This window comes from Marinobacter sp. BSs20148, from assembly GCF_000283275.1.
Lineage (GTDB): Bacteria > Pseudomonadota > Gammaproteobacteria > Pseudomonadales > Oleiphilaceae > Marinobacter > Marinobacter psychrophilus.
In genome coordinates this window covers 1,762,378-1,776,147 of record NC_018268.1, presented here as the reverse complement: position 1 = coordinate 1,776,147, position 13,770 = coordinate 1,762,378, and the positions used below count along the sequence as shown (strand labels likewise).

The window sequence follows — 13,770 nt, the reverse complement described above, 5'->3', positions numbered from 1 at the left end:
CGCGCATCGACTGCTATGATACGCGGCCTTCATACACCCGGATAATGATTACTCAGATGCAACCAGCGATTAAAATGGCCCTGCGCGTTGCGCGCCAGGGATCGGACTACCTGAAAGCACATTTCGAGCGCCAGGAACCCAGCGACAAAGACAACAGCGAGCGTGAGCGTCAGCTGGATCGCGTCGAAAAGGCCATTTACGATAATTTCGTAGAGCAGCTCGAAAAAGCCTATAAAGACCACAACATTGCTCCCCTGAACGCAGCGGATGCCGGCACCTATGACAAAAGCTGGCACATCTTTCCGGTTCTGGGTCGCGACAATTTTCTGCGAGGTATTCCGGAATTTGTTTTAGCACTGGCCCAGAAAAAAAACAACCGAATTGAGAGTCTGCTGATTGTTAACCCAATCACTGGCGAAGAATACGCGGCCAGCCGCGGCCACGGTGCCGCACTGAACAGCCGCCGGGTGCGAGTATCAGAAGTGCGCCAGCTAACCAGCGCGGCTCTGGCTACTAACGTTCTGGATCAGGCCCGCAAAGACGACAACCCTCAGCTTTGGGGCGAAATAGCCACCGTTCTGGCGACCAACTCACGCATTTTCCGTACATCCGGATGTGTGGTGCTGGACATCGCACGGGTGTCGGCCGGCCATCTTGACGCAGTGATTGCCTTTCGTCCTGAAGGCGCCGACCTAGACCTGGGCGTTGCCTTGGCCATGGAGTCGGGCGCCTTGACCGGGGACTTCTCTGGCAACCCATCAGTCAGTAACGCAAAGCAGCTGATTGTGGCTAACCCCAAGCTGTTTCGTGAATTGCTGAAGGAGCTGCATCCGTTCCGAGGCCGCTTGCCCCGGTAAAGCACACTTGCCCTACTAGCAACTAGCAACTAGCAACTAGCAAGGCAAGCACAAAAAAACCGCCAATCCCGAGAGACTGGCGGTTTTTTTGTGATTACGAAACCGCTGCCAATAAAATAGCAGGGCTTCCCAACAGGGCCCTTTCAAAAGAGCTACATACGGTTCAACCATTCCGGCGGCTGCTCGTCTTCATCCTGGCCGACCACACCTTCCTTCACCGGCAGGATCAAATCTTCACGGCACACGCCGAGCGCAATCAGCAAGTTCGCCGATACGTAAATAGAGGAATAGGTACCCACCACTACGCCGAAGATCAACGCCAGGGCGAATTTATTAATCGCCTCACCGCCGAACACGTAAAGCGCAATCAGCACCACCAGAGTGGTACCGGAGGTATTAATGGTACGGCTGATGGTCTGGTGAATGGAGGTGTTGATCACCTCCCATGAGTCCCCTACCCGCATGGTGCGGAAGTTTTCCCGGATACGGTCCGCCACCACAATAGTGTCGTTCAGAGAGTAGCCGATAATGGCTAACAGGGCGGCCAGAACTGTAAGATCAAAGGTCCATTGAAACAGCGAAAAAATACCCAGCACAATGATAACGTCGTGAGCCAGAGGCAGCACGGCAGCAATACCGAATTTGAACTGAAAGCGCATGCCAACGTAAATCAGTACCACCAGCAAGGCAATCAGCATGCCCAAACCGCTGTCCTCTTTCAGTTCTTCGCCTACCTGGGAGCCTATAAACTCCGAACTGATCAGCTTCAACTCCGCTCCGCCGGCGGTTAAGGTGCTGGTAATCTCTTGGGCCAGCATGTCGTTAGCAGACTCAGACAACCGCACCAAAACCGTTTTATCAGAACCGAAATTCTGCACTACAAATTGGTCATAGCCGGCATCACTCAACGCTGTGCGTATCCCAGCAAGCGCTGGCGCTTGTTCGTATTCAAATTCCACCGACGTGCCGCCGGTGAAATCCATACCGAAGTTCAGCCCGCGAATCGCCAACAGGCCGATAGCGAGCACCAATAGAGTAATCGAGAGTATCGTAGCAATCTTCCGAAAACCCATAAAATCAAACGGTTTTTCCTGAGCGTCATGCATTAGCCTGCTTCCCTCCGATCGAAAGTTTTTCGACCCTGCGGCCACCATAAACCACATTGACGATACTGCGGCTGACCACCAGGCCAGAGAACATCGATGTCATAATGCCCAGGCTTAAGGTAATCGCAAAACCCTTCACCGGACCGGAACCCATGGCAAACAAAATGAGCGCCACCAGTAAGGTTGTGATGTTAGCATCAAAAATGGAGACAAAAGCCCGCGAGTAACCGGCATTTATAGCCAGCTGCGGCGCGGTGCCGGCTTTAAGCTCTTCCCTTATGCGTTCAAAAATAAGGACGTTGGCGTCTACTGCCATACCCACCGTTAAAACGATACCAGCGATACCCGGCAGCGTCAGCGTGGCCGACAGAATCGACATGCAGGCGATAAGTAGCATCAGGTTCAAGGTTAGCGATACGTTGGCAATAAGCCCGAAACCGCGGTAGTAAAGCGCCATATAAATCAACACCAGCACAAAGCCCAACAATACCGACATCATACCGGCGTCGATATTTTTCTGACCCAGGCTAGGGCCAATGGTTCGTTCCTGTACAAAGTACATGGGCGCGGCCAGTGCACCGGCGCGCAGCAGCAGTGCCAGCTCCGACGCTTCCGGAATCGAGTCCAGACCGGTTATACGGAAACTCGCACCCAATGCAGACTGCACCGTAGCCAGGCTAATGATGCCTTTATCCACTACCCGTTTTTCTTCGGTGACCACTTCGCCGTCAACCATACGGTCTTCGGTTTCGGTGCGGAACTCAATAAACAGCACCGCCATACGCCGGCCAACAGCGTTGCGAGTGGCGCGGTTCATCAAATCGCCGCCTACAGAATCCATAGTAATGCTGACTTGTGGCTGGCCGTTTTCATCGAATTGCTGCTGGGCGTTGGCCACGTTATTACCCGTGGCAATGAGCTCACGCTCCAGGCGTGCAGTGCGTTGGGGCGTATCGCGAAAACCGAAGGTTTCTACGCTGCCGGCTGGCGTGTCTGGTCGCGCTTCCATCCGGAATTCCAGATTTGCGGTTGCACCCAGTACGCGTTTGGCTTGCGCGGTATCTTGAACACCCGGCAATTCAACGATGATGCGACTGGTGCCCTGACGCTGAACCAGCGGTTCTGCCACACCCAGTTCGTTCACACGGTTACGGATGGTGGTCAGGTTCTGCTCAAGGGCGTATTCCTGGATGGATCGTACTTCGGCTTCGGACAGGGTCAACGCAATAAGGCGCTCGTCGCCACGGGTGCGCTCATCCATCAAAAACTGAAGGTACTGACGGCGAATCAGGGTGAAGGCCTCGGCGCGGGATTCGTCATCGCGAAAGCTGAGAATAATTTCCTGCCCGTCTTTCAGGTCCCCCTCTAGCTCACCACCACGGTAGCGAATGCGTTCTTCACGCAGTTCACGCTTAATCTGCCCGGCTAAAGCTTCCAGACGCTGGCTTACCGCAGTTTCCATATCCACTTCCAACAGGAAGTGGATGCCGCCGCGCAAATCCAGGCCCAACTTCATTGGACCGGCACCCAGACTGCTCAACCAGCCCGGAGTAGAAGCGGCCATATTCAGCGCGACCAAATAGTCGTTTCCCAATACCGCTTGAACTGCAGGGCGGGCCTGAAGCTGATCTTCGCCGCTGGTTACCCGAATAAGCGCATCACGATCCTGCAAACTGCTACTTTTTACCTCAATACCCTGGGACTCCAGAGCCTGCACTGCACGTTCCAGAACGAGTGCGTCAACTTCGGTACTGCTGCGGGCACCGGTAACCTGAACGGCAAAATCATCCGGGAACAGGTTGGGGAGTGCATATACAAAACCGATTGCGAGGGCAACCAGAATAATGAGGTTTTTCCAGAGCGGATACTTGTTAAGCATGGGGTTCCTATAAGCCGGGCTGGCGCCGACCGTGGTGTTTCAGCCAGATAGAACCAGCCTGGCTAAAAAGCCCGGCTGAACGTCCGTTGGCGAGGCTCAGATGTCTTTCAACGAGCCTTTTGGCAAAGCACCGGAAACCGCTACTTTTTGGATACGAACTGAGACATTGTCGGCCACTTCCAGAACAATAAAGTCATCAGATACTTTGGTGATCTTGCCAACCATACCGCCAGAAGTAACCACTTCGTCGCCTTTGTTCAGGCCAGACATCAATGACTTGTGCTCTTTGGCGCGTTTAGACTGCGGACGCCAGATTAGGAAGTAAAAAATCAGAATAAAGCCGGCGAAAAAGATAACTTGCCCTATAACACCCATACTACCGCCGGCCGCGTCCTGCGCCATTGCAAGCGTGGGAGCCAGTGCCAGCAGTGCGGCAACAAATAATTTGATCGATTTCATGTATTTTCTCCGTTAATTGAATGAAAAGGTGTGAATAGTAGGTTCAGGCGCCGCTAAGCTCGGGCGCCGTTGCACCGCGCAAGGCGTAGAATTCGATTACAAAGTCGCACAATGTACCTGCTTCAATGGCCCCACGCAATCCGCTCATCAGGTTCTGATAATAGCGTAAATTGTGAATGGTGTTCAGCTGCGACGCGAGCATTTCTCCACACTTATCGAGATGATGCAGATAACTTCTGGAAAAGTTCTGACAGGTATAACAATCACAACTGTCATCCAGCGGCGCCGTGTCGTGGCGGTTTTTGGCGTTGCGAATCTTAACAGTGCCGGTAGCGGTAAAGAGATACCCGTTACGGGCGTTGCGGGTAGGCATTACGCAGTCAAACATATCCACACCGCGACGCACTGCTTCTACTATATCCTCAGGGCGGCCTACGCCCATCAGGTAACGGGGCTTATCCGCCGGCATTTTTGGCGGCAAGTCGTCCAGAATGCGAATCATGTCCTCTTTAGGCTCGCCCACCGACAGCCCACCAATGGCGTAGCCGTCAAATCCGATGTTGGTCAGGCCGTCCAGCGACTGCTGGCGCAGGCCTTCGTACATCCCGCCCTGCACAATGCCAAACAACGCTGCCGGATTCCCCTCATGGGCATTCTTACTGCGGGCTGCCCAGCGCAACGACAACTCCATCGAATCTTTGGCTTCTTTCTCGGTAGCCGGATAAGGCGTGCATTCGTCAAAGATCATCACGATGTCAGAACCCAAGTCGCGCTGCACCTGCATTGCAATTTCCGGGTTCAACTCCACCGGCGAGCCATCCACCGGCGAGCGGAAAATCACGCCTTGCTCAGTAATTTTACTGGTTTCGCCCAAGCTAAACACCTGAAATCCGCCAGAGTCAGTCAGAATCGGCCCTTGCCACTGGGTAAAATCGTGTAGGTCGCCGTGGGCTTTGATCACTTCAGTACCAGGGCGCAGCATCAGGTGAAAGGTATTACCCAAAATGATGTGGGCACCAATTTCCTTGATGTCACGGGGCAACATGCCTTTCACTGTGCCATACGTGCCAACGGGCATAAATGCCGGCGTTTCCACCACACCGCGGGGAAAGGTCAGGCGACCAAGGCGCGCACGGCCGTCTTCACCCAGTTTTTCAAATTTCATAAAACAGGCGTCAGTCACCGGGTTTCTCCGCGAAGTTCTTGTGTTTCGGGGCCGCCCTGCGGCTCCGTTGCAGAATGCTGCAGCATGCCACGGCTGGGCACTTGCCCGGTAATGAACATGGCGTCGCCATAGCTGAAAAAGCGATAACCTTCGCGCACGGCTTCTTTATAAGCGCCCATCACGTGTTCGTAACCGGCAAAGGCACTGACCAGCATGATCAGCGTAGATTCGGGTAAATGGAAATTGGTAATCAGTGCATCTACGGCCTGAAAGTTGTAACCGGGGTAAATAAATATGTCAGTATCGCCAGTAAATGGGCGCAGGTCGCCGTGGCGACTGGCCGATTCCAGCGAGCGCACCGAGGTGGTGCCCACGGCAATCACTCGGCCGCCACGGGCGCGGGTACGGGCCACTGCATCTACCGTGTCCTGACGCACATGCACCAGTTCATGATGCATTACGTGATCTTCCAGCTTGTCTACCCGCACCGGTTGAAAGGTTCCGGCGCCGATATGAAGGGTCACAAACGTCGAGTCTACGCCCATCGCTGCGAGCTTCTGCAGCAGCGCTTCATCAAAATGAAGGCCAGCGGTTGGCGCGGCAACCGCGCCTGCCTCGCGGGCATAAACAGTTTGGTAGCGCTCTCGGTCAGACGCCTCATCCGCGCGATCAATATAAGGTGGCAGAGGCATATGGCCCAGACGATCAAGAATATCCAGCAGTGATTCGCGGCCGTCCGCCTGCAACTCGAACAATGCATCGGCGCGGGCGATAACGTTCAACGCAGTTCCGTCTTCCAACAATACCTGCTGTCCAGGCTTGGGGGATTTTGACGCGCGCACGTGCGCCAGCATCTGCTGATCGCCGGTGATGCGTTCCACCAGAATTTCTACCGCGCCGCCGCTTTCTTTTTTTCCGAACAGGCGCGCAGGAATCACCTTGGTGTTGTTGAACACCAGCAAATCACCAGGCTGCAGGAAATCGGGTAGATCTGTGAAGCGGCGATGATTTATATCGCCAGACAGGCCATCAAGGCAAAATAGACGGGAAGCAGAGCGTTCACTCAACGGATAGCGGGCAATCAGCTCATCCGGTAAGTCAAAACGAAAATCTGAGACATTCATGGGAAGAACTATGCACGAAACCGCAGGGTGCGGCTTATAAGTATATGGTAGCGGCGGGCGGACTCGAACCGCCACACTATTACTAGCAACGGATTTTGAATCCGTCGTGTCTACCAATTCCACCACGCCGCCATCGGAAGAGGGGCAAGTATACTGACGTTGAGCCTGAAATCAATGACAAAAGCAGAACAATTGCCCTGCCCCGGCAATAATTTACAAACGGTCAAACAGCGAAAGCTGAGAAACGCGTGCAAACGATTGTTGTGCCGCCTGCAATACAAAGCTCTGAAAGCTCAACGTGCTAATAGCCTCCGCGTAATCTATGTCTTGCAGCTGGGAGCGAATCTCTTTGCTGTAGAGTGCGGAATCTTCCAGAAACGCCTGGGTGGATTCCACCGAATTCATCCGCCCACCCAGTTCGGTCTGCTTTAAAATAAAACTTTCCTGAGCATTATCGATGTTGGCTAGCGAGCCGGCAATCAGATCGTTGTAGGCGTCTGACCCTGCACTACCGCTTTTGCTCAAGTTATCCAGGCCGCTAATCAGATTTTCTATGGTTTTGAATACTGACTGTTTTTCGCCGGTTTCAATGGTAAATACATCGTTTAACACCGCATCTGTTAGGGTGAATTGCACGCCGTTCACCGTGACCGGCTCGCCGGGTTCAAAGGCGACAGACTGGGTAACCCCATCCTTATCCAGATACTGCAATTGATTTGGGGCTGAGACAGTCAGCTCCAGAGATGCCAAACCGCCAGCCTGTAAATCCGAACGATTAATCACACTAATACTGTTAATGCGGCCATCAGGAGCCGGCACAGGAAGAGGGATGGGGACGTTTAGCGCCCCACTCGCCGTCGCAGGAATACGGTCAAAAATGCCTTTACCATTATCGCTGATGGCGACAGTGACGCCGTCATCAATCTCCAGCATCCGTTGCCCTTCGTCGCCCTGATACGTCCATTCACCGGCTTCTTTGGCGTAAGCCGGTGAGCCGCCCTGAAAACCACTAAAAATATACTCACCAGAGGCGTCTTGGGTATTGGCCGTTTGTGCCAACTGCTGCAGACGCTCTTTCATTTCTGAGCTGATAGACAAGCGATCGTTGGCCGACAGCGAGCCGTTACCGGCCTGCACCGTCAACTCACGCACGCGCTGCAGAATGTCCAGGGAACTGGAAATGGCGCTTTCTTCCTGACCCAGCCGGTTGTTGGCCAGTTGCGCGTTGCGCTCGTAGGTTTCGATGCGTTTCACTTCCTGATCCAGCTTCAGAATACGCGCCGCCGCAACCGGGTCGTCTGACGGTCGGTTCACGCGCTTACCGGTGGCAATCTGCTCGTCGGTTTTGTTCAGCTGCGCGCTCAGATCCTGCAGTCGGTTGATACCGCCGGAAAAGATTTGTTGTGAAGATATTCTAATCATCTCGCATTACCTTTTTGAACCTTGCCCGCTTTAGCGGAAGGTTTGCAGCAATGTGTTGAACAGGTCCTGTGCAACGGTAATCACTTTAGCCGACGCGTTGTAAGCGGCCTGGTACTGAATCAATTTGCCGGCTTCCTGATCCAGATTCACCCCGGAAACAGCTTCTCGCTGATTGAACGACTGCTCCAGCAAGGTTTTTCCTGCCTCCAGATCCAGCTGACTCTGGCGGGTTTGTACACCGACATTTTCCACCAACCCGGCGTAGCCTTCGGCAAAGCTCTGGCTGCCATTGTTCAGCGTGTTTTTTATGCCAAACGACGCTAGAGCCTCGGCGTTGCGGTTGTCAGATACGCCATTTTCGTTGGATTCAATGGTAAAGACATCACCCGCTTTGGGTTGACCTGTCACGCTGAACTGATAGCCCTGGTAGTTCGGTATGAGTGCCGGATTATCACTGAATAGCCCCTGACCCTCAGTGTATGGCGTCGCGCTAACGACGGTATTGGGAACGGTGTCACCGTCGGTAATTATATAGTTAAGCCCACCACTGCCGTCGTCGACAAAACTCACTTGCAACGGCCCGTTTGCCAATCCAGTGCTGGACGTAAACCCGGGTAAGGATGTGCCGTCCGGATACGTTACCGCCTGCATCGTGCCCTGGCTAATGGCTCCAGTGCCTTTGTTACCTTGACCGCCTTCAGCCCGAATCGGGCTAGCAAACGCCAGGTCTTCTTCACGTCGAACCTGCATCGCAATATCAGCGGCGCCATTGCGCGTGGGCTGAATCTGGAAGCTGTGGCCATCCGTTAACGTGCCGCCGTCATAACGGATACTGAATCCGGGCATAATGATTTCGTCGCCAACCGCGGGCAAACTGCCGCTTACCACTTCGCCAGTGCGATCATTAGTCAGCTGGTAACTGCTGGTAGCGCCAAATTTCAAACTCCAAGTTCCGGCGGCAAGCGCAGAGCTGTCGGTTATTTCGACGGCCAACTGGGCGTTACTCGCGGGCTGGTTATTGGCGCTCGGAATCACCCGGCTGGTCTGCAAAGCTGCGCTATTAAAATCCTTAAAAAACAGCCCCCCCAGTTCGCCTTCTAAATCCATACCAATCTGATGCTGGCTGTTCATGGTATCGGCCAGCGCGATGGCAATACGGCCAAGCTCGTCAAACGCCGGTGCTAAAACCTGCTGCTGAAAGTGACGCAGGCCGCCCAGCTTTCCACCGTCAATCTGGCTGTCGACGTTCACAACCCGGCCACTGGTGCCCAGCGTAAACTCCAGCATTAAGGGGTCAGAGGCACTGGGCCGGGTGCCAAGCTGTGCAGCGATGTTGCCTGTAACCAGGCCCTGGCCGTTGTTCAGGGTGACATTCACCTGAGCGCCTTCGGTTGGGCTGATTTTTATGCTTACCAGCTCTGACAGCTGGCGCAGTTTTTCATCACGCTGGTCTAAAAGATCGTTGGGCATTCTGCCCTGAGCAAGTCCAGGGGATTGGGCTATCGCCGAGTTCAAATCGGCAATACTGGCAATCAGCGCGTTGGCGTCTTTAGCGCCCTGCTGCATCTGGGTTTTAACCGATTCGCGCTGCTGAATGAACTTTTCATTAAGCGCAGAAAAGCGTTTTACCACTTGCTCGCCTTCACTTATGACAAGCTGGCGCTGGGGCAATGAGGTAGGGTCTTCAGCGGCGTTCTGCAGACTGGCAAAAAAGTTATTCAAGGATGTACTGAGGCCCGTAGACTCGCCACCCAGCAGGTTATCCAGGCGGCTTAGCTCGTTGTTCAGAGTTCTTTGCTCGCCCTCAAGGCTGGAATCCTCACGGATTTGCTGCGTCAGGTATTCGTTGGCTAGGCGGCGAATGTTTTCCACATTGACGCCGGTGCCAATACTACCGGCGCCGGTACGCTGCGGTGTCTGAGCGCCAAACTGCACCTCCTGGCGACTATAACCCGGTGTGTTGGCGTTGGTGATGTTATTAGCGGTGGTGTTCAGCGCAGCCTGGTGCCCGAGTATGCCGCTTAAACCAATGCCCAGTAATCCTGCCATTGCGTTTACTCCCCGGCCTCAGCTCGGCCCATGGAAACCGTCATCAGAGAATCACGGTTCATGATGCTGCGAATTTTCTCAGCGTAATTCGGATCGGTGGCGTAACCGGCCTGCTGCAGTTTTTCAGCAAACTGGGCGGGTTTGTCCGCCACGGCCAACACGTCCCGATAACGTGGATTAGATTCCAGAAAATCTACATAGTCCCGCATACTGGCTTCGTAATCGGCGTAAGCACGGAACTCCGCCTGTTCTTTCATCGGCACGCCTTCGCGGAACTCCGTGGTGGTAATAGCAACCGAATCACCCTGCCAACGCTGATCGGCCTTTATGCCAAACAGGTTATAACTGGGACTGTCGCCCTCACCTTCAATCATGTTTTTGCCCCAACCGGTTTCAAGCGCGGCTTGGGCCACCATAAACCGTGGGTTAATGCCGCTGTCTTTGGCGATGCGTTGCGCCATGGGCAGCAGGGTTTGTACGAACTGTTCCGGAGATTCAAAGCGCGCGAGCAATGGCGCGTCGTCTTCGGAAACATCAGCCATAACCGGCAAGGCTTCAGCCAGCTGTTGCACACTCTTAACTTCCACTGGTAACCGTGGTGACAAAGGCGGCACGCTGCGATCGTAATCGGCCAACGTCGCTTTTTGGCCGGCCAGCGGGCTACCGTCAGATCTCATACCGGGTACTTTCGGGCTAAGCTGGCGCACCAAAGCGTCCGCCAGACCGGTACCCTGGTTGCCAGACATCGACAGGCTTATCTGATTGTCGAACATATCCCGATAAGCCTGGCTCTCGTTGGTGTTCAGGTAGTTGCCCTCCGCCATCACGTCACCGGCTTTGCGCATAGACTTGAGCATTTCCGCCAGAAACAGGCTTTCAAATTGCCGCGCCACTTCCCGCAGTGCCGACTCTTTGTCGGTACGGGCCTGGGTTTTCAGCGCGTTCAGGCCTTCGAAGTCGGTGTAGACATTGGCCTGTTGAATCCGGTAGTCCTGCATCGTTCTGCCCCTGCTACTCTAAATAACAATCAGCTCGGCGCGCAGTGCACCGGCTTGTTTTAACGCTTCCAGTACCGCCATTACGTCGCCCGGAGCCGCACCCACCTGGTTTACCGCCTGAACTATCTCGTTCAAGGTAACCGCAGGACCAAACTTGAACATGCGAGCCGGGTCTTCGGTCACCGCGATCTGAGAGTCTTGCACTACTTCGGTGTCGCCAGCCGCTAACGGATTAGGCTGCACCACATTAGGGTTTTCCTGAATCATCACCGTCAGATTGCCGTGGGTGACCGCAGCCGCGCTGACCTTCACGTTCTGGCCCACCACAATGGTGCCGGTGCGGCTGTTGATCACCACCTTGGCAGCGGCTTCAGCCGGATTCACTTCAATATTTTCCAGAATCGACAGAAAGCTGACTCGCTGAGAAGCATCCCGCGGGGCGCGCACAGAAACGGAGGTGGCGTCGTGGGCGTAAGCCATATCCGGGCCTAAGTTGCCGTTGATGGCTTCAACAACCCGACGGGCGGTAGTGAAGTCTGCGCGCAACAGATTAAACGTGACGGTATCGCCATTGTTGAATGGCGAAGCCACTTCGCGCTCGACAGTAGCGCCGTTGGGGATTCGCCCTGCGCTGGGAATGTTAACGGTAATACGCGAGCCGTCCAGCCCTTCAGCGCCAAAGCCACTGACAGTCAGGCTACCTTGTGCAAGCGCATACACGTTGCCATCAGCGCCTTTCAGCGTGGTCATCAGCAGGACACCGCCGCGCAAGCTTTTGGCGTTGCCGATAGACGACACGGTAATGTCGATTTGCTGACCGGGCTTGGCAAACGGTGGAATGGTAGCGTTCACCGTCACCGCAGCGACGTTCGCCAGTTTTGGATCAACGCCTTCCGGCAAAGTGACGCCAAACTGGTTCATCATGTTGCGGAAGGTCTGGTTGGTAAATGGCGCTTTGTCGCCGGTGCCGGCCAAGCCAACCACCAAGCCATAACCCACCAGCTGGTTGTCACGCACGCCTTTGATGCGGGCCAAGTCCTTAAGCCTGTCAGCCATCACCGGCGAAGCCACCATTAGCGCCATTAATACTATTGCCAAACATTTGCGCACATTCGTTTTACACAGAATCACTTTGGAAAGGTTCACAGAGGCCACCATTCGCTGTTGAAGAAACGCCCCATCCAGCCCATCTGGTTGGCTTGGTCAAAATCACCGGTGCCACCGTAAGCAATGCGGGCATCGGCAATGCGATTAGACGCCAGAGTATTGTCCGGCTTGATATCCTGAGGCCGCACCAATCCTGTCAGGCGAATGTATTCTTCGCCATTGGTCAGCGACAGCCACTTCTCGCCACGAATGCGCAACACGCCATTAGGCAATACTTCGGTGACCGTTACGGTGATGCTGCCGGCCAGGCTGTTGCTTTGATCCGCCTCTGCGGCACCCTGAAAATCTCGCTGTTGCTCGATAGCCGTTGCCAGCCCCAGCTTGTTTCTACCAAATATGTTGGGCTCGGTCAGGCTGATGTCACTGTCTTTCGAGATACTGGTTTCCGCGTTTTTACTGGCGCGGGTAGACTCGTTCAAGGTCACCGTAAGCACATCGCCCACGTTGAGCGCCACTGTGTCACCGTAAAAATTGTAATTGCGGCTAATCTGGTAAATAGAACCGGTTTCGAGATCGCGCTGCATCATCGCCTGAGCACGCACCGGAGCGTATTCCGGGTCATCTGGCATGGCACGGGGCCGGCTCATCGCAGCGCAACCCTGAAGCACCGCCAGCACCAGAACCAACGCAACGCTGGCGCTGCGGCGGAACTGTAAAAAAACGGCGTTAGCTGTCATAGCGAAACCTCTGACCGGAAAGCACCGGCATTAACCAATATTGTTGGTGATGAACTGCAGCATCTGGTCAACAGTCGACACGACTTTCGAGTTCATTTCATAGGCGCGCTGGGTGGTAATCATATTCACCAGCTCTTCCACAACTTCCACGTTAGAAGACTCAATAGAGCCCTGCTCCAGTGAACCCAGCCCGGCCAGGCCGGGTTCACCTTCGGCCGGGTCGCCACTGGCGTTGGTCTGCTTGAACAGGTTATTACCAATCGCCTGTAGACCCTGCGGGTTAATAAAGTCCACCAGGGTTATCTGGCCAAGGTTGATGGGAGCGGCCTGATCATCGGTGACAGCGGTTACAGTGCCATCGCGACCGATGGTCACGTTCGTGGCGTTTGCTGGAATGTTGATGTTGGGCTGCAACGCGTTGCCATCGGGGTTTACAACATCACCATCGGAATTCAGCTGAAACTGACCGTCGCGGGTATAGGCGGTTTGGCCATCTGGCAATTGCACCTGCAAGAAGCCGCGACCGTTAACCGCCATATCCAGGGGCTGCTCGGTTATCTGCAAGTTGCCTTGGGTAAACTGTTTGGCGGTACCCACAACCCGCACACCGGTACCCAACTGCAACCCGGAGGGCAGTTCGGTATTCTGCGTGTTCAAACCACCGGGTTGGCGTTTCACCTGATACAGCAGATCCTGAAACACCGCGCGGTCGCGTTTGAAACCGGTGGTGTTCACGTTCGCCAGGTTGTTAGAGATAGTGGACATGTTAGTGTCCTGCGCGCTTAACCCGGTTTTACTGACCCATAATGCTGGATGCATTTTTATCGCTCCCTACCGTCAGGCGGTTGTTGATGGCGGCGAAATCTT

The 13,770-nt window shown here is 54.5% G+C and carries 12 protein-coding genes and 1 tRNA gene; 1 reads left to right on the top strand and 12 read right to left on the bottom strand.

The window, feature by feature from the left end:
• Nucleotides 1–56 precede the first annotated feature (56 nt).
• Nucleotides 57–857, top strand: a complete 801-nt coding sequence (locus tag MRBBS_RS08045; RefSeq protein ID WP_014870963.1) for an inositol monophosphatase family protein — start codon at nucleotides 57–59, stop codon at nucleotides 855–857.
• A 152-nt stretch (nucleotides 858–1,009) separates the two neighbouring features.
• Here the strand turns inward: MRBBS_RS08045 and secF are convergent, their stop codons facing one another.
• The 12 genes from secF to flgG form a co-directional block, all read right to left on the bottom strand.
• Nucleotides 1,010–1,963, bottom strand: a complete 954-nt coding sequence (gene secF / locus MRBBS_RS08040; RefSeq protein WP_014870962.1) for a protein translocase subunit SecF — start codon at nucleotides 1,961–1,963, stop codon at nucleotides 1,010–1,012.
• On the bottom strand, nucleotides 1,956–3,842 hold the full coding sequence (secD, locus tag MRBBS_RS08035) for a protein translocase subunit SecD (protein ID WP_014870961.1): 1,887 nt from the start codon (nucleotides 3,840–3,842) through the stop codon (nucleotides 1,956–1,958). Before secD ends, secF begins: the two co-directional genes overlap by 8 nt.
• Nucleotides 3,843–3,938: 96 nt before the next feature.
• Entirely contained in the window at nucleotides 3,939–4,301 is a 363-nt protein-coding gene (gene yajC, locus MRBBS_RS08030; RefSeq protein ID WP_014870960.1) for a preprotein translocase subunit YajC, read from the bottom strand.
• A 43-nt stretch (nucleotides 4,302–4,344) separates the two neighbouring features.
• Nucleotides 4,345–5,466, bottom strand: a complete 1,122-nt coding sequence (tgt, locus tag MRBBS_RS08025) for a tRNA guanosine(34) transglycosylase Tgt (protein ID WP_041635530.1) — start codon at nucleotides 5,464–5,466, stop codon at nucleotides 4,345–4,347.
• 14 nt (nucleotides 5,467–5,480) lie between these two features.
• On the bottom strand, nucleotides 5,481–6,590 hold the full coding sequence (gene queA / locus MRBBS_RS08020; protein WP_014870958.1) for a tRNA preQ1(34) S-adenosylmethionine ribosyltransferase-isomerase QueA: 1,110 nt from the start codon (nucleotides 6,588–6,590) through the stop codon (nucleotides 5,481–5,483).
• 45 nt (nucleotides 6,591–6,635) lie between these two features.
• Nucleotides 6,636–6,722, bottom strand: a tRNA-Leu gene (locus MRBBS_RS08015).
• Between the two features lie 81 nt (nucleotides 6,723–6,803).
• Nucleotides 6,804–8,012 carry a flagellar hook-associated protein FlgL gene (gene flgL, locus MRBBS_RS08010; RefSeq protein ID WP_014870957.1) on the bottom strand — a complete coding sequence of 403 codons (1,209 nt, stop codon included), beginning with the start codon at nucleotides 8,010–8,012 and terminating at the stop codon, nucleotides 6,804–6,806.
• 30 nt (nucleotides 8,013–8,042) lie between these two features.
• Complete coding sequence (gene flgK / locus MRBBS_RS08005; protein ID WP_014870956.1) at nucleotides 8,043–10,061, bottom strand: flagellar hook-associated protein FlgK; 2,019 nt, start codon at nucleotides 10,059–10,061, stop codon at nucleotides 8,043–8,045.
• Between the two features lie 5 nt (nucleotides 10,062–10,066).
• Complete coding sequence (flgJ, locus tag MRBBS_RS08000) at nucleotides 10,067–11,059, bottom strand: flagellar assembly peptidoglycan hydrolase FlgJ (RefSeq protein WP_014870955.1); 993 nt, start codon at nucleotides 11,057–11,059, stop codon at nucleotides 10,067–10,069.
• Between the two features lie 18 nt (nucleotides 11,060–11,077).
• On the bottom strand, nucleotides 11,078–12,217 hold the full coding sequence (locus MRBBS_RS07995; protein WP_050996610.1) for a flagellar basal body P-ring protein FlgI: 1,140 nt from the start codon (nucleotides 12,215–12,217) through the stop codon (nucleotides 11,078–11,080).
• On the bottom strand, nucleotides 12,202–12,903 hold the full coding sequence (flgH, locus tag MRBBS_RS07990) for a flagellar basal body L-ring protein FlgH (RefSeq protein WP_014870953.1): 702 nt from the start codon (nucleotides 12,901–12,903) through the stop codon (nucleotides 12,202–12,204). Before flgH ends, MRBBS_RS07995 begins: the two co-directional genes overlap by 16 nt.
• A 30-nt stretch (nucleotides 12,904–12,933) precedes the next feature.
• A complete protein-coding gene (gene flgG / locus MRBBS_RS07985; RefSeq protein ID WP_014870952.1) occupies nucleotides 12,934–13,722 on the bottom strand; it encodes a flagellar basal-body rod protein FlgG in 789 nt (262 codons plus the stop codon).
• Nucleotides 13,723–13,770 lie beyond the last annotated feature (48 nt).